General features: G+C 24.7%; 15 protein-coding genes and 1 tRNA gene. 6 read left to right on the top strand and 10 right to left on the bottom strand.

Translation table 11 applies throughout. The annotated features are described in order from the left end of the window. Positions 1-11: 11 nt before the first annotated feature. Positions 12-86, bottom strand: a tRNA-Gln gene (locus ABLL_RS10065). A 172-nt stretch (positions 87-258) separates the two neighbouring features. On the opposite strand from ABLL_RS10065, the gene ABLL_RS10060 reads away from it, so the two are divergent. Next, positions 259-1872: a HAMP domain-containing sensor histidine kinase gene (locus ABLL_RS10060; protein ID WP_041654841.1), complete on the top strand. Its 1614-nt coding sequence runs from the start codon at positions 259-261 to the stop codon at positions 1870-1872. Between the two features lies 1 nt (position 1873). Next, a complete protein-coding gene (locus ABLL_RS10055; protein WP_014474695.1) occupies positions 1874-2989 on the top strand; it encodes a hybrid sensor histidine kinase/response regulator in 1116 nt (371 codons plus the stop codon). A 5-nt stretch (positions 2990-2994) separates the two neighbouring features. On the opposite strand, the gene ABLL_RS14755 is transcribed toward ABLL_RS10055, so the two are convergent. The 5 genes from ABLL_RS14755 to ABLL_RS10030 are packed head-to-tail and all read right to left on the bottom strand — an operon-like array spanning position 2995 to position 9792. Beyond that, positions 2995-4248 carry a response regulator gene (locus tag ABLL_RS14755; protein ID WP_014474694.1) on the bottom strand — a complete coding sequence of 418 codons (1254 nt, stop codon included), beginning with the start codon at positions 4246-4248 and terminating at the stop codon, positions 2995-2997. 19 nt (positions 4249-4267) lie between these two features. Then, positions 4268-5014, bottom strand: a complete 747-nt coding sequence (locus ABLL_RS10045; RefSeq protein WP_014474693.1) for a hypothetical protein — start codon at positions 5012-5014, stop codon at positions 4268-4270. Between the two features lie 40 nt (positions 5015-5054). After that, positions 5055-7226 carry a hypothetical protein gene (locus tag ABLL_RS10040; RefSeq protein WP_014474692.1) on the bottom strand — a complete coding sequence of 724 codons (2172 nt, stop codon included), beginning with the start codon at positions 7224-7226 and terminating at the stop codon, positions 5055-5057. Then, a complete protein-coding gene (locus ABLL_RS10035; protein WP_014474691.1) occupies positions 7223-8158 on the bottom strand; it encodes a hypothetical protein in 936 nt (311 codons plus the stop codon). The genes ABLL_RS10040 and ABLL_RS10035 overlap by 4 nt, the downstream gene beginning before the upstream one ends. Positions 8159-8166: 8 nt before the next feature. Continuing rightward, on the bottom strand, positions 8167-9792 hold the full coding sequence (locus ABLL_RS10030) for a UvrD-helicase domain-containing protein (RefSeq protein ID WP_014474690.1): 1626 nt from the start codon (positions 9790-9792) through the stop codon (positions 8167-8169). 168 nt (positions 9793-9960) lie between these two features. Between ABLL_RS10030 and ABLL_RS10025 the strand changes: the two genes are divergently transcribed. Next, a complete protein-coding gene (locus ABLL_RS10025) occupies positions 9961-10383 on the top strand; it encodes a hypothetical protein (RefSeq protein ID WP_014474689.1) in 423 nt (140 codons plus the stop codon). A gap of 30 nt (positions 10384-10413) precedes the next feature. Here the strand turns inward: ABLL_RS10025 and ABLL_RS10020 are convergent, their stop codons facing one another. Both ABLL_RS10020 and ABLL_RS10015 read right to left on the bottom strand, forming a co-directional pair. Further along, complete coding sequence (locus tag ABLL_RS10020; protein ID WP_014474688.1) at positions 10414-11691, bottom strand: NAD(P)/FAD-dependent oxidoreductase; 1278 nt, start codon at positions 11689-11691, stop codon at positions 10414-10416. A gap of 12 nt (positions 11692-11703) precedes the next feature. Beyond that, positions 11704-12000, bottom strand: a complete 297-nt coding sequence (locus ABLL_RS10015; RefSeq protein WP_014474687.1) for a c-type cytochrome — start codon at positions 11998-12000, stop codon at positions 11704-11706. A 141-nt stretch (positions 12001-12141) separates the two neighbouring features. On the opposite strand from ABLL_RS10015, the gene ABLL_RS10010 reads away from it, so the two are divergent. From ABLL_RS10010 to ABLL_RS10000, 3 genes are all read left to right on the top strand, one after another. Beyond that, positions 12142-13413, top strand: coding sequence for a DNA polymerase IV (locus ABLL_RS10010; RefSeq protein WP_014474686.1), 1272 nt, complete (start codon positions 12142-12144; stop codon positions 13411-13413). Between the two features lie 112 nt (positions 13414-13525). Beyond that, positions 13526-13936 carry a DoxX family membrane protein gene (locus ABLL_RS10005; RefSeq protein WP_014474685.1) on the top strand — a complete coding sequence of 137 codons (411 nt, stop codon included), beginning with the start codon at positions 13526-13528 and terminating at the stop codon, positions 13934-13936. 47 nt (positions 13937-13983) lie between these two features. After that, positions 13984-14289 carry a monooxygenase gene (locus ABLL_RS10000; RefSeq protein WP_014474684.1) on the top strand — a complete coding sequence of 102 codons (306 nt, stop codon included), beginning with the start codon at positions 13984-13986 and terminating at the stop codon, positions 14287-14289. A 22-nt stretch (positions 14290-14311) separates the two neighbouring features. On the opposite strand, the gene ABLL_RS09995 is transcribed toward ABLL_RS10000, so the two are convergent. After that, positions 14312-15280, bottom strand: coding sequence for an aldolase catalytic domain-containing protein (locus tag ABLL_RS09995; protein WP_014474683.1), 969 nt, complete (start codon positions 15278-15280; stop codon positions 14312-14314). A 59-nt stretch (positions 15281-15339) separates the two neighbouring features. Further along, complete coding sequence (locus ABLL_RS09990) at positions 15340-16161, bottom strand: ribonuclease HI (protein ID WP_014474682.1); 822 nt, start codon at positions 16159-16161, stop codon at positions 15340-15342. Between the last annotated feature and the right edge of the window lie 70 nt (positions 16162-16231).

Below are 16231 nucleotides of genomic sequence, written 5' to 3'. Positions count from 1 at the left end.
TCAAACTAATTTGGATGGGGTAGAAGGATTCGAACCTTCGAGTGACGGTACCAAAAACCGTTGCCTTACCGCTTGGCGATACCCCATTAATTTAAGTGGACGGAATTATATAATTTAAATAATTAAAGTTAGCTAAAATATAACTACATTTTTTTAGATTTATTTTTTAATTATCTTTTAAATGAACTTTACTAAAAGAGAGTTTTATGGTATTATTTTTTTTGGTTAAATATTATTTTAATCAAAAAAGGTGTGGATATGTTTATGGAGCACTTAGCTTTGACTTACAAATGTCATAGCTCTATAGGTAACAGTTTAGATTTGAATAATATGATAAAAGAAGTTCTTACAACATTTGTTGAAGAAACAAATGCAATAAATGGATTTTTTTATTTAATCGATGAAAATAATAATTTGTATAAATATATGTCTTATAATAACTCTTTTGAATATGACAAAGAGTTATTAAAAGAGCATATTAATGATTTTAAATATGTAAAAGATTTTGATTTTGATGATAAAAGATTTTTAGTTTTACCTTTAGATAAGGGATTTATTTTTATTGTTTATGAAAATAATGAAATAAATTTTGAATATATTACTTCTATGTTTCAAGATTTAATTGTGAAATTAAATATAAGTATTGATGCTTGTTTAAATGTTCAAAGAATGAAAAATAAAAATAAAATATTGAAGCATTTAACAAATGAGTTAAAAGAACAACAAAAACAGTTAATTGAATCAGATAAATACAAAAGTGATTTTTTAGCAAATATGTCTCATGAATTAAAAACTCCACTAAATTCTATCATTGTTATTTCATCAATTATGTCAAAAAACAAAAATAAAAAACTTGATGATGAACAAGTTAAAAATATGAAAATTATCAATAACTGTGGAAATGATTTATTAGTTCTCATAAACGATATTTTAGATATCTCAAAAATTGAAGCAGGTGAAATTACAATTAATTTGACAAAAACAAATATCAATCAATTAATTGAAGATTTAATAACAGAGATGCAGCCTTTAGCTGTTGAAAAAGAGTTATTGTTGATTTCAAATTGTTTATTAAATCAGATATTTTTATTAACTGATTCAAGCAGAATAAAACAAATTCTAAAAAATCTTATAAGTAATGCAATAAAATTTACAAAAGATGGAAAAATAGAAGTAATTTTAGAAGAAAATGCTAATGATTTAACCATAAAAGTTACTGATGAAGGCATAGGAATACCAAAAGAAAAGTTACAACATATTTTTGAAAGATTCAAACAAGCTGATGGAAGTACAACAAGAAAATATGGCGGAACAGGTTTGGGACTTGCTATATCAAAAGAACTAGCACTTTTATTAGGAGCGGATATAAAAGCTTTTAGTGAAATAGATAAAGGTAGTACTTTTGAACTTATTTTGCCTAAAAAAACAACTATTAAAAATATTTCGGATGATAAAGTAACTATATTTTCAAAAGATAAGGATGAGGTTATAGAAGATATAGTTTTTTTTGATATGGATGAAAATATTTTGGAAGAAACGAAATTAAAACAAGAAGATAGAATTTTAGTAATAAATAGTGATCATAGTAGCTTTTTTCAAGTTGCTGTTGCTTTGAAAAAGCAAGGTGTATTTATTGATTATTTTAATTCATTTGAAGAAAGTTTGAACTCTTTAGATAAAAATTATAAACTTATTTTAATTTATGAAGAAAATCTATCTTCAAATTTAGATGAGATTTTAGAGTATTTAAAAAATGAAAAATTGAATTATTTAGTAATTGCGACAAATGATGATTCTAAAGAAAACTTTTTTAATAAAGAGTTGGTAAAAACAGAATTATTTAACAAAATTTTAACTTATTTGGAAAAATAACATGGATAAATTTAATATTTTAATTGTAGATGATGTTCCTGAAAACATATATTCTTTAAAAATGATGATAGAAGATAGTTTTGATGTAAGAATTTATTCTGCATTAAATGCTCAAGAAGGAATTGAGATTCTTATGAAAGAGAATATAGATTTAATTTTAACTGATGTTCAAATGCCTGATATTGATGGATTTGAATTTGTTGATTATATTAAAAATATAGAAAGAACAAAAGATATTCCAGTTATTTTTATAACAGGAATTTATGATAAAGATGAGTATAAAACAAAAGGTTATAATCTCGGAGCTGTTGAATATATCACAAAACCAATTCATGATGTTTTATTAAATTCTAAATTAAAAGTTTATATTGATATTTTTGAAAGAAGAAAAGAAGATGAAAAGCAAATAGCTGAAAAAGAAAAAGTTTTAATTCATCAATCAAAAATGGCAACAATGGGAGAGATGATAGGAGTAATTGCTCATCAACTAAAACAACCTTTAAATATTTTGTCTTTGTATTGTAACGATGTAAAAACTTCTTATGAATATAATGAAATAGATGATAAATTTATTGATGATTTTTCAAAAAATACAAAAGAGCAAATAAAATTTTTAAGTGAAACTATTGATGATTTTAGAAATTTTTTCAATCCTGAAAAAAATAAAGTTCAATTTGAGATAAAAGATGCAATAAATACTTCTATAAAATTACTTGGAAATCAGTTTGAAGTTAATGAAATCAAGTTAAATATTGAAGTATCAGATGAAAAAGTTTATGGTAGTGAAACAGAATTAGAGCAAGTTATTTTAAATATTATTAATAATTCAATTGATGCTTTCAAAGAAAAGGGTATAAAAAATAGAGAAATAAATATTAAAGTGTTATCTAAACAATCTTATACTATTTTAATTATGGAAGATAATGCAGGTGGGGTAAAAATAGAGACTTTAGAAAAACTTTTTGATCCTTACTATACAACAAAAGCAAATGGGACAGGAACAGGGCTTTATATGGTAAAACTTGTAATAAAAAATAGTTTTCAAGGAGATTTAAAATTAAGTAATAGCGAACTAGGACTAAGGTATATAATTGCACTTCCTCAAAATAAATTTTAAGTTATTTATTGAGGTTGTGATATTTCTTTGATTTTATCTTCTAAAGATTTAATAACATCTGTTAAATTTGTAATTCTTCTGTTTTTTTGTTCATTAGTTTCAGTTAATAGTGCTAATTCTTTTTTTATAGCTATAATCTCTTCTTGAGAAGATTTAACTTTTTCTTGTAAAACAGCTTTTTCTTGTTTTAATAAAGAGACATTTTTTGCATACTCTTCTGCTTCTTTACTTTTTACGGTCATATGTCCATAATATTTTTCATCAACATTATGCATTTGTAATTCATAATGGTCAAGTTGTCTTTGTCTAGCAGCAGTTTTTAACCTTTGTTCTTCTAATTCTTCTTGTAATTTTGGGATAAAAGATTCTAATTGTTTGATTCTTTCTGATGATTCTTCTAAGAGTTTTTTATATGAATACTCTTTTTTATTAAATTCTTGAAGAGTTTTTATAACTTTTTTTTGAAATTCTCTTTTTTCTATATTTTCTTTTGTTGTTGAAAATCCAATAGTTATATATTCTATTTTATGTTCAATATCAAGTTTAAATATAGTATTTTTTAAATAAAAAGTTTCATGCTCTTTTGACAAAAATTTTGTATTCCCTGTCCAATTTTCACCTTTTTTTAAACTTGTCCATGTATTTTCAATATATTCTTTTGGAATATCTGGATGGATTAAACCATTAAATCCTATCTCTTTTAACTCTTCAATTGTATATTTTGAAGTTTCTAGTAAACTTTTATTTGCAAAAGAGATATTTCCATCTCCATCCATTTTATAAATTAAAGCTACATTATCAACTGCTTCAAGATATTTTTTTAGTTCATTTTGTTTTTCATCTAATTTAGATTGAATATATTTTTTTTCACAAGCTTCAGATATTCTTTTTACTAAAAGAGTTGTGTCAATTGGTTTTATTATATAACTACTAACATTTAAATCAATAGCTTTTATAATATTATCAGTTTCATTTCTAGCAGTTGTATAAATAATAGGAATATCTAAATCTATTTCTCTTATTTTTTCAAGCATTTCAAGACCATTCATAATAGGCATGTTTATATCTGAAATAATTAAATCAATCTTTTCATTTGAATTATATGATTCTTTGAATTTTTTTAAACCATCATCTCCATTTATTGCAAGAATTACAGTTTTAAATAATTTACTTAAAAGCTTAGCAAGTTTTTCTCTTGCTAACTCTTCATCTTCAACAAAAAGTACAGTTTGGTTTTTTAAAAATTCTGAATCAAGCATAAAATTTTCCTTTCAAATTTTATTCATAAGGAGTTGGTTTTGGTGGAAACTCTTCAAATGCTTTTTTTATTGCACTTGAAATAGAGTTTCTATATTTATAATTTTGTAAAGGGTTAGAAAATTGTAAAAATTCTATTGAACCTTGTTCTGTTTTCTCTTTTTTATAAACATAAGCTACTTTTTTCCCAAGTTTTAAAGTATTTTCATAAATTAATTTTGCATAATCATTTATATATGGAAACTCTTTTTCTTTGATTTTATCTCCCCAACAAAAGAATACAAATTTTCCTGAAGGAATAAAATTGGCTGCATCAATATACATAATATCTCTATCAAATTCTGTATTTTGAGCCGAGTTATATTTTTCTAAATCTTCATTAAATTTAGTCAATAAAGAAGGAACATCAATATGAGATTCTATTAGATTAAATAGATTTTTAATCTCTACTATTTTTCCTTTACAGCTTTCTCTCATTGCTTGTTTGAAAACAGTTATATATGTTTCAGCTTTTAATTCAATCATTTTATCAAAGTCATCAAACTCTTGTTCTAATAAATATTTATTTGAATCAAATCCAATAGGAGTTACAAGTGGATTGTATAAAAATACAGTTCCTATTATATTTTTTTTTCTATCTTTTGCTGTTTTAATTTTATCTTTTAAATCTTTAGGTGTTATTTCTTCACCTTCTTCATTAAAGTACATATAACTTTGTGTTAAAAAAATCTCTTCATATTTAGTTTCAATTACTCCAAAATATTGCATTAAACTCCCTTAATTATTTCTTTTAAAATATTATCAAACATTAATGAATAGCTGGCTTAGGTTTTTCTTTCATTCTTTTTTGATAAACTCTTAAATTTGCACATTCACGAATTAATTCATTGTAATAATTTGTATCGCTATATTCATTTTTTAGTTTATCAAAATATTTCCCATAATTATTTTTGATATATTCATCATAAACTTTTTCATTTCCATAGTACCAAAATCTCTCCAAATCATATCTATCTAAATCTTTATTGAAATAATCTTTAGTTTTATTTGAATAGTTTATATCATATGAAGAAAGTTCAGATTTTGCTAACATATAAGTGATTTTTGCTTTAAACTCTTTTTCTTTTGCTTCTTCAAGAGCAATAGTAAAGTGTTTAATAGATAAATCAATTTTTTCTTTTTGTAAATCATAATCATTAAAAGAGTAAACACTTCTATAAACTGTTGTCAAAATATTTGAGTTTCCAAAGTAACTAAGATTATATAAGGCATTTGCATAAAGGTAATTATCCATTACACTTTTTGGATTTTTTACTAATTCATTTTGAATTACAATAACTTTTTCAAGAAACTCTTTGATACTCATCGTATCTTGTTTTCCACTTCGATTGTTTCCTCTAATTAGACCATTAAAGGGATTGAATTGCACTTTTTCATTTAAAATTGAAGCATTTAACTCAAGTGCTTCTTTAAATTTTAAATTGTTGATTAAAAGTTTTGTTTTTGTATTTAATAGATTTTTACTTAATACAAATTTATCATTTTCTTTAGTTAATAGTTTTTGTGCTTCATATTTAGAAGCAAAATGTTCTTTGATTTTAGAATCTTTTGGATTTTCCATAAATATTCTAAATTTTTCCAATAAAGCTAAATCAAAAACGCTATCATCTAAATAGTTGATATGATTTGCTAAAAATGCGTTAAATTTATCATTTTGTTTTAAATATAATTTTTCTAAAACTACAAAAGTATAGTCATGAATTGAAGTAGAATTTGTCTCGTTTTTTGTTAATTTTGACATTTTTTCATATATATCATTTTCTATTTTTATATCTATAGAGTTTAATTTTTCAAGATATAAAACATATGATAAAGTTTGAACTTCATGTGAGTTTGGATAGTTTTTCAGTAATTCTTCTGTGATTTTTGTACTTTCATCAAAGTTTTTTTCATAAAGATTAAAATATGCAAGACTTAAATTTACTAAATACATATCGTTTTTTTTTACAGTTTTTAAAAACTCTATATATTTTTTATAAGGGAAATTTCTTTCATATTCGCTGTGTTGGTCAAAAAAGTGTTGAGTATTTAAAAGTTCTCTATAAAGTGTAAAATCAAACCATTTTGAGTTTTTATCTAAAGTGTAAATATTTTGTAACTCTTCGATTACATTGCTATTTTCATTTAAAGCTCTTAGTGCATAAAATTTTGTTTTTTCTTCGTTTGATTTTGCTAAGTTTAATAACTCATTCCATTGTTCATTTGTTTTTATATGGAAAAAATTATAGTAACTTAAATGTGAGTTGATTTTATCTTCACTAAAAAGTTTTGAAAATTCATAAACACCTTCGACTACTTTTCCACTTTTTACTAAAGCTCCAGCATAAAGTCCTTGAATCCAATCTTTTACAATTGTTTTATCATTTGAATCTAATAAATATTTATATTTTTCATAGATTTTTAAAGGTTCTTGTTTTTTATAGTGAGCTAATCTTAGTGCTAAATAAAAATATCTAAGTTTTAACCACGAAGAGTTTACTGTATCTATTTTATTTAAAGCTTCATCTAAAAGTTTGTTATAACTAATCAAAGCTCTTTTTTCTACATCACTCATATAATAGTTGTAAGTTACATGTTTTTCTTGTTTTCTTACAAGATTTATATAATTAAGAATTTCTTTATCTTTTAACTTATCAAGATTTTCTCTTTTATAAACAAAATCTTCTATCTCTTTTAACGAATAAGCATCTTTTAGCTCTTTTTTCCACTCTTTTAGATTTTCTTCTTTATTTTTTTCTTCATAAGCCCAAATGATAGTATTGTAAACATTTGCAGAATTTACCTCTTCTGAAACATTTGAAAAAGGCATATTTCTATTTTCTAAAAAGATAAACTCTTTTTGATTGTAATCCCAACCATCAGCACAAGCTAGAAGATAAAGTTTTACAAAAAGTGTTAAAATCAAAATTCTAAAAATCATATTTTTCCTTTTATTAAATTGTCTAAATCAAATTTGTTTTTGTATTTTAGTGTATAAAAAATTATTTCATCAAATCTATTTTTTGTTAAATTTATAAAGTCATCTAAAGCTATTTTTAAATCCTCTTTTTTTACATCTTCAAATTTAAAAATATCATCTTTATAAATATATCTTCCTTTAAAATAAGTACTATTTAAGACTTTATATAGATTTGGTGAAATTTCTATAAAGTTTGAGTCAAAATCACTTTTTTCAACTCCTTCAAAAATACTCAAAGCTTTATTTTCACGAAATTGAATCGCTTGAGAATAAAGTGGAAGTGCAAGTTTTAATTTTAGTTTATAATTATCAAAGTTATAGTGATATTTTTTTGCAATGTCATTATCTAAAATAGAATTTTTTGTATCTATATTTGTAATATCAGACATATTGTAGTACATCAAAACTCCATAATCCACAGGTGGAATACCTGTTTTTACGTAATATTTTATTTGATGAAGTCTAATAGTTGCACTTAGAGGTTTGTTTAGTTTTGTTTTTAAATCTTCAAGCAGTTTAAAGTAGTTTGATTGACTTGAATCTGACCAATCACAATCTATTTGTACTTCATTAAAATTTAGATTTTTTAGAGTTTTTAAAATAGCATTTGAAACCAAAGAATAATCTACATTTTTCATAGTTTCATTTGTGATATAAATAACGGGAATGAAATCTTTTGGAGTAGTTTTTAGATTTGTTGTAACAATTTCTAACTTTGTAGAATAAGCAATATCTAAAACTTTTATATAAAGTTTTTCATTTATATCTTTTTTATCAAAATTATTTTCCCAAGAGTAAAAAGAGATAGTTAATGGTTCATTTTTTTTGGTTTGTACAAAAATAAAAGATACAAATAAAAATATAAGAATAAGAGGTATAAAAATTTTTTTCATAAATTATCCTAAAAAGCTTTTACTTTTGTAGCTCTATTTTTTTTCAGCCACTCTTCTTGTAACTCTTTGCTTTTTTTATTATCTGCACGTTTACTAACGAATCTTGATTTTACATAAGATGTAGTTTCATCATTTTCATTGTATGTATAAGTTAGGTTTAAATCTGCAAGTTGAATTACATTCTTTGCCCTTGTTGCTGCAACATAATAGATATTTAACTCTTCATTTGCCTTTTGATATGAGAGTCTATTTTTTGTATTTACAATCTCTTTTTTTGAGATAAAGTCATCTGCCATCACAACTTGTTCATACTCTAAACCTTTTGATTTATGAGTTGTTGTAAAAATAATATCTGCATCTTTTTTATCACTAACAAGAAACTCTTTTATTTTTTTATTTATCTCAAAAATATTATCTCCATAAGTATTTATAAATTTGATAATATTTAGATAATCTTGATTTTTTGTATCTTTTGCAAATTGTTCAAGCTCATTTATCGTTTCAAAATCTTTGATTTCATCTATTGTGATTTTGTCGTTTTTTTTCTGTTTTAGATAAAAAATAGAATAAACAGTTTGGTTCATAAATGAATATGAGTTATATCCACCTTCAAAATAGATTTTTTTCTTGTCATGTATAAAGTAGACTAATTGTTGTATTAATCCAAAAGTACTTCTTGCAATCACGCAAAAAGGTTTAGAAAAATCTATATGATTTTTTCCAATCAAAGTAGTCTTTTCTAAGCCTGAAATTTTAAGAAGTTTTGAGGAGTTTATCTCATATAAACTATTTAGATTATTTTGTAAAACCTTTGCGAAGTTATCTCCAAATCTGAAACTTTTTGTTAAATCATAAGAAGGCAAATTTATTTTATTTAAGGCATTAGTTGCAAATCTAAAAGTATAAATTTGTTGAAATGAATCTCCCACATAAATTCTTCTACAACTTTGATTTTCAACTATCCCAATCATCACATCACTAATATCCTGAGCTTCATCTACTAAAATCAAATCATAAGGAAGATTTGTCGATATTTTTTTATTTAGATAAAACATTTTTAGATAAAAATCATGGGTTGCATCAATAATTTTATTTTTCATAGCACTTAAAATAGTTTTTAGGTGTTCTATTACTCTTTTTTCATTTTTATTCAAAAGTTCTAGGATTTTTGCACCTAAATCAGATTGTTTTTTATAAGATTCAAGAAGTTTAGAATCTAAAGGAATCAAAGATGAATTACAATAAAAGTTTACAAGATCTTTCATCAACGCGATATATTCAGGAATTGGATAATAGGCTTTTTGATTTACTGTGAGTTCATGTTTGATTAAAAGATTTTCAATAATTTGATTTTTCAAATCATGAGCAAGATTATAGTTATAAGCTTCAATTCTGTTATAAGCCAAAGAGTGAATCGTGCTTATGTGCATATAAGGAAGATTATAATCTTTTAGTTTTTCTTGTAGTGAAATTTGTAAAGATTTATTATATGCAAGATATAAAATTTTTAAATTTGAATTTCTTTTTGCATATTCAAGAAGAGTTGTGGTTTTCCCACTTCCTGCTACAGCATTTATTTTAAATGATAGTTCTTTACTATTTATTATCTCTTCTTGTTCTTTTGTTAATTTCATCTTGGAATTGTATCATTACAGACTAAATAATCAATAAAAAATTATTTAAATAGAATTTTTTATTAAGCTTTTTGCAAAATAAGCTATGAGTTATATGTTTTAATAAATTCTCGATATAATTTACAAAAAATTTGAAAATGAATATTCATACACTTTCAGGAAGAATAAATGTCTAGTATTGATGATAACGTCGTTGTAGAACTTGATAATATCCAAAAAGAGTTATTACTTACAAATTTGGATGAAGATGGAAAGTTATCTTGTTTAAAAGCTTTTAAAGTAGCAAGATTAATAGGTAGAAAGCCAATAGAAATGAGTGCTATTACAAAAAGTTTAGGAATTCAAATCACAAATTGTGAACTTGGTGTTTTTGGAAAATTAAAATTTAAAAATCCAAATGAAGATATTTATAATAGATTAAAACAAAATTATATGGGACATGAAACTTTAGAGTGTAAAGTTTTGTGGGATGAAGCAAAACGATCGAATCTTAAAACAGTTGGTTCAACAGTAAAAAATAGTGATATTCAAGTAAGCCATTGTCAATTAGGATGTTTTAGAACAAGAAATGGAAAAAAAGAACTGATTTAAATCAGTTCTTTTTTTATTAATTTAGATTTTTTACATAAATATATCAGACATTTGATTTTTATACCAACCAACAGCATATTCAGCTTCTTGGGCTCTAAAATTATCATCTGCGTGTTCTGGGCTTAAACCTCCTGCACCTTTTACAGCTTCTATATTATTTGTATGAGCCTCATATACTGCTGCAATAGAAATTCCATAAGTTGGAGATACTAAACTATAACAAGTATTTGCAAGTTTTGGAGGATTTACAACAGCTTTATTTTCTAATATTTTAGATATTTGTAAAGCTACAATTTTAGCTTGTGAGTTTGCAGAAAATCCTGATTTTGGCATTGGGCTTGCCATACAAGCATCACCAATTACATGGATATTTTTTACAAGTTTTGATTCAAAAGTTTTAGTATTAACAGGACACCAATCTCCTAGTGCAAGTCTTGAATCAAATGCAAGTTTTCCAGCTTTTTGTTCAGGAATATAATTTAAAACATCTGCTTTTACTTTTTCATCTTCAGTTGTTACAACTTTATTTATTGGGTCAACTGATATTACTTTACCACCAAATTCAGCACTTCTCCATTCAATCATATCTGGATAAAGTTTTTCCCAACCTTCTTGAAATAAAGCTTGTTTTGAAAATTTATTTTTTTGGTCAAGAATTATAATCTTTGAATTTGGTTTATTGTTTTTTAAATAATGTGCAACAAGAGAAACTCTTTCATAAGGTCCAGGAGGACATCTAAAAGGATCTTTTGGTACGACCATTACAAATATTCCACCATCTTTCATCTCTTCTAATTGTTTTCTTAAAAGTTCAGTTTGTGTTCCTGCCTTATAAGCATGAGGTGCATATTCTTCTGAACCTTCAACATAACCTTTTTCATATTTAAAATCAATTCCAGGTGCAACTATTGCTTTTGTATAAGTTATAGTTTTTCCACTTTCTAAAATTACACTATTTTTAATTCCATCAAGTTTTTTTACTTTTTCATGAATTATTGTTATATTATATTTTTTTTCTAAAGTATTATAGTCATGTTTGATATATTCAATAGGATTTATTCCTGCAATTACAGTATTACTAAATGGACAAGTATAGTATTCTTTATTTTGTTCAATTAAAATAATTTCTGTATCAGGAGAAAATTTTCTTAAATATTTAGCTGCAGTTGCCCCACCAAATCCACCACCAATAACAACAACTCTTTTTTTATTTGTTGGTGTTGAAACGTTATCTATTTTACTACAAGCTGCAAAAGATAAAGCAGTTGTTCCTAAAAGTATTTTGTGAAAATTTCTTCTATTCATCATAATATTTTCCTTTTATCTTTCTATACTTGAAAAGTAGTAAGCAATTTGTTCAAGTTCTTCATCAGTGAAACCTTTTACATGTTTTTGCATCATAGTCTCTGTTCTTTTACCATTTTTATAATCTAATAGAGTTTGATATAGATTAGTTTTTCCCATACCTGCAATATATGGAGTTATTGCTTCAGATTTACCATCTGTTCCATGACAAGAAGCACAAGAAAGTGCTAACATTTCACCTCTGATTGGGTCATATTCTGCAGCTATTGAAAGACTATAGACACAGATAAATAAAAGTGCAATTTTTTTCATTTTCTCTCCTTAAGATATAACAAAATATAAATATAATTATAATAAGTTATTAATCTTAAAATGAAATAAATTATTAAGTTAAAAATATATCAAATTGTAATATTTTTATAATTAATTAAAAAAATATAATAAAATTAGTTTATGTTTTTACATTTAGATATAGATTGTTTTTTTGTTTCTGCTCATAGAACTATTGATGATAGTTTATTTCATATTCCAGTTGCGGTTGGAGGACGAAGCAATATAAATATTTTTTCATCAAAAAAAGAGATTAGGGAAGTTTCATCAAATAGTGGAGCATTTGTAAGTTCAATTCTTACAAATGAAGGGCAGAAGAGTTTTAAAGAATATTTTGTAGATGAAAATGGAAAAATAAGAGGAATAATAACAACAGCATCATATGAAGCTCGAGCTTTTGGTGTAAAAACAGCAATGAGTGTAAATGAAGCTTTGAGTTTATGTCCACAACTCAAAATGATTCCGCCAAATTATCCGCTTTATCATGAATTATCTACAAAATTAAAAGATATTTTAACTAAAGAGATACCTTTAGTCGAACAGTTTTCAATAGATGAATTTTTTGGAGATGTAACAGGTTATATAAATGAAGATGAAATAATTGATTTTGCATATAGATTAAAAAAGAAAATTTATGATGAGTTGAAATTGCCTATTTCAATTGGAATTGCGAATACAAAATATCTTTCAAAATTAATAACTGAATATGCAAAACCAGATGGCATAAAATACGTAAGTGTTGATAATATAGCAAATTTTATAAGAAATATTCCTATTGGAGAATTTCCAGGCATTGGAAAAAGTTTTCAAGAAAGACTCAAAGGTTATGGAATAAAAACTTTAGGAGATATCAGAAAAAATCAAAAGCTTTTTTATTCTTGGAAAAAACCAGGAATTGATTTGTATAACAGAGTTTGTGGAATTAGAGATAATAAATTAACAATTGAAAGAGAAAAAAAATCAATTGGAATAGGGCGAACTTTTGATGTGATTTTTGATAGGGATGAACTAAAAAGAAGAGTAATGATACTTTGTCGTTATTTATGTTTTTTAGTAAAAAAAGAGGGTGTAAATCCATTAACGTATGCTATAAAAATAAGATATGAATATAGAATAAAATCTAAAAACTATATAAATGTAAATAGAATTTTTAATGAAATTGATTTTAAAACTGAAATGGTAAAGTTATTTGAACAAACAGATAATCATAAAACACATGGGGTAATTCAACTTTATATTACAGTTTTTAATTTTGCAAAACAAAATGATTATACATATAATCTTTTTGAATATGAAAAGGATTTGAAAAAACAATCATTGACAAATCAAATGCAAAAATTAAGAACTAAATATGGAATAGATATTGTAAAAACTGCATTTGAAATACGTGAATAGTAGATTATTAAAATTATCCAAAGATAAAATATCTTATTTAATGATAATCATTATTAATATTGTTTAAAGAATAAATGTTTTAAACTTCTTTTTTATAAAAAGGGGAAATAGAATGAAAAACACTATTAAGTTAATGAGAATATCTCTAGGGATTATTTTTTTATGGTATGGAATATTGAAATTTTTTCCATCATTAAGTCCAGCTGAAGAATTGGCTATAAAAACAATTGATATTATGTTTTTTGGTTTAATAAATGAAACAATCTCAATTAAGCTTTTAGCACTTTTAGAAGTAGGAATAGGTCTTGGATTTTTAAGTGGTTATTATACAAAAATTGTAACAATAATTTTTTTAGGTCATATGATTTGTACTTTTGCACCGTTATTTATACTTCCAGAATTGTCTTTTACTCACGCACCTTATGCTTTTACACTTGTTGGTCAATATATAGTAAAAAATATTGTATTTATATTAGTAGGAATTATTATTTATCAAAATGAGTTGACTAAAGAAATAAGATAATTATTTTGTTTTGAGTATACTTTGAAAAAATATTTTTGGAGTTAAAAATGAATTATCTTTTACAAGTAGATTTTCCACATGATGGAATTTTTGGTGAAGAGTTTTCAAAAGCTTTTGTTGATTTAGCAAATGATATATCAAAAGAAGAAGGTTTACTTTGGAAAATCTGGACTGAAAATGAAAATACAAAAGAAGCAGGTGGAATTTATCTCTTTTCAAATGAAGCTGATGCAAAAAGATATTTAGAAAAACATACAAAAAGACTTGAATCTTTTGGATATAAAAATATAAGAGCAAAAATTTTTGAAGTAAATAAAGCTTTAAGTGAAATCACAAAAGCAAGTTTTTTATAAATAAAAAGGGCAAAAGCCCTTTTTAGTCAACTAATAAATTTCTATAAAATTCTCTATAGTTTGTATCTTTTTCATCTCTAGCTTTCATAGCAGCTCTTGGATGTTCATTTAATTGACCAGTTAACATATATGGAATACTATATCCCCAGTCAAGTTGTTTTTCAAGTGGAACAATATACTCTTCAATAAATTTTAATACAGGCATTAGTTTGTATTTTGGATTTTTTAAAAAACCAATTAAAAGTTCAAGTGGACAGTTTCCAGCTCCTCTTCCTAATCCTGATATTGTTACATCAAGGAAACTTGCACCATAAATCATAGATTCTAAAGTATTTGCATAAGCTAATTGAAGATTATTATGTGCATGAATTCCAATTTGTTTTCCTGATTCTTGAGCAACCTTTAAATATTTTTCTGTTAATTTCTTAATTTGTTCAGGATAAAAAGAACCAAAACTATCAGCTATATAAATAACATCAACAGGAGTTTTTGATAATTGTGATAAAACTTCATCAAGTTCATCATCAAATGATTTTGAAATAGCCATAATATTTACAGTCGTTTCATAACCTTTTGCATGTGCATCTTCAATTAATTCGATTGCTGCAGGAATTTGATGAATATATGTTGCAATTCTTACCATATCAACAACACTTTCAGATTTTGGTCTTAATTCTTCTTTTAAACTTCTACCAATATCACTCATAACTGCAATTTTCATATTTGTGTTATTTTCACCAACAATTCTTCTAATATCTTCTTCTTTACAGAAATTCCAAGGACCATATTCATCTTCGCTCATAATAGTTGGAGATACATTTTTCCCAATTTCCATATAATCAACACCAGCAGCTACACAAGTTTCGTAATGTGCTTTTACAAAAGCGTCACTAAAATGATAATTATTTACTAATCCACCATCTCTAATAGTACAATCAAAAACTTTTATATCTTCTCTAACTGTCAATATTGAACCTTTTTTTTCAATCATCATTGTTCCTTGAATTTAATAATTAAATATATAATATCTAAAAGCCACTCAAAATTATATTAATAAGATTTCAGTGATAAAACATCTTCAATTTTATCATAAGAGTAGAAGGCAAAGTTTTTATTTTTTGCTTTTATTGTATAAACAGCCATTCTATCAGCAAGTTCATTTCCTTCGATTCCTTTGTGTCCTCTTACGTGAATGATTTCTATTTTATTTTTTAGTTTTTCATATAAATGATGAGCTTCTTGGATTAGTTCAAGATTTTTTATTTCTCCACCTTTTTTACTCCAGCCATTTTTTTTCCAACCATAAGCCCAAGTAGTAATACAATCTATACTATATTTTGAATCAGAATAAATAGAAATGATATTTTCACTATGAGTTTGTGAAGCTATTGTTAATGCTTGGAATAATGCATTTAATTCGGCTATATTGTTTGTACCTTCTTCTTCATAAGCACCATATAGTAAAACTGGATTTTTTTTATTTGAATAAATTGCAAGTCCACTTCCTGCATTTCCAGGATTTCCAGAACATGCTCCATCACAATAGATTCTTATATGTTCTTCTTCATTTTCTTCTTTTATAGTTGTAGCTTCTACTTTTTCTTCGATTTTAGGAGTATAAACTTTGGCTTTTATGTTATTAAAATTCAAAACCATATGATAGTTTTTTATTATTTGTTCTTGAGATTTTAGAGATAAATCACCTTTTAAAAGCATAAGTAAATTCATATCATTTTTAGAAATATCTTTATTTAAAGCTGAATTTTTCCAATGTTCGTCACAGGGAAATGGTAAATCTAAAATTCTTAATTGTTCTTTATTTAAAGTGTTATTATGTGATATTAAATCTAAAAAATTTTCTTCTATTTTCATTTTATAATTTTTCTTTTTAAGTTTTTTGGAAGTATACAAAAAAAATATATAGTGCTTGCTTTTTAGAAAA

Source organism: Arcobacter sp. L (assembly GCF_000284235.1).
Taxonomy (GTDB): domain Bacteria; phylum Campylobacterota; class Campylobacteria; order Campylobacterales; family Arcobacteraceae; genus Aliarcobacter; species Aliarcobacter defluvii.
The sequence above is the reverse complement of the archived record's forward strand: the minus strand, read 5'-3'. Positions and strand labels throughout refer to the sequence as shown.

What these genes read in the sequence shown, in the direction of transcription:
- ABLL_RS10060 (WP_041654841.1), top strand. Translation starts at nt 259, where the DNA reads ATGTTTATGGAGCACTTAGCTTTGACTTACAAATGTCATAGCTCTATA.
- ABLL_RS10055 (WP_014474695.1), top strand. Translation starts at nt 1,874, where the DNA reads ATGGATAAATTTAATATTTTAATTGTAGATGATGTTCCTGAAAACATA.
- ABLL_RS14755 (WP_014474694.1), bottom strand. Translation starts at nt 4,248, where the DNA reads ATGCTTGATTCAGAATTTTTAAAAAACCAAACTGTACTTTTTGTTGAA.
- ABLL_RS10045 (WP_014474693.1), bottom strand. Translation starts at nt 5,014, where the DNA reads ATGCAATATTTTGGAGTAATTGAAACTAAATATGAAGAGATTTTTTTA.
- ABLL_RS10040 (WP_014474692.1), bottom strand. Translation starts at nt 7,226, where the DNA reads ATGATTTTTAGAATTTTGATTTTAACACTTTTTGTAAAACTTTATCTT.
- ABLL_RS10035 (WP_014474691.1), bottom strand. Translation starts at nt 8,158, where the DNA reads ATGAAAAAAATTTTTATACCTCTTATTCTTATATTTTTATTTGTATCT.
- ABLL_RS10030 (WP_014474690.1), bottom strand. Translation starts at nt 9,792, where the DNA reads ATGAAATTAACAAAAGAACAAGAAGAGATAATAAATAGTAAAGAACTA.
- ABLL_RS10025 (WP_014474689.1), top strand. Translation starts at nt 9,961, where the DNA reads ATGTCTAGTATTGATGATAACGTCGTTGTAGAACTTGATAATATCCAA.
- ABLL_RS10020 (WP_014474688.1), bottom strand. Translation starts at nt 11,691, where the DNA reads ATGATGAATAGAAGAAATTTTCACAAAATACTTTTAGGAACAACTGCT.
- ABLL_RS10015 (WP_014474687.1), bottom strand. Translation starts at nt 12,000, where the DNA reads ATGAAAAAAATTGCACTTTTATTTATCTGTGTCTATAGTCTTTCAATA.
- ABLL_RS10010 (WP_014474686.1), top strand. Translation starts at nt 12,142, where the DNA reads ATGTTTTTACATTTAGATATAGATTGTTTTTTTGTTTCTGCTCATAGA.
- ABLL_RS10005 (WP_014474685.1), top strand. Translation starts at nt 13,526, where the DNA reads ATGAAAAACACTATTAAGTTAATGAGAATATCTCTAGGGATTATTTTT.
- ABLL_RS10000 (WP_014474684.1), top strand. Translation starts at nt 13,984, where the DNA reads ATGAATTATCTTTTACAAGTAGATTTTCCACATGATGGAATTTTTGGT.
- ABLL_RS09995 (WP_014474683.1), bottom strand. Translation starts at nt 15,280, where the DNA reads ATGATTGAAAAAAAAGGTTCAATATTGACAGTTAGAGAAGATATAAAA.
- ABLL_RS09990 (WP_014474682.1), bottom strand. Translation starts at nt 16,161, where the DNA reads ATGAAAATAGAAGAAAATTTTTTAGATTTAATATCACATAATAACACT.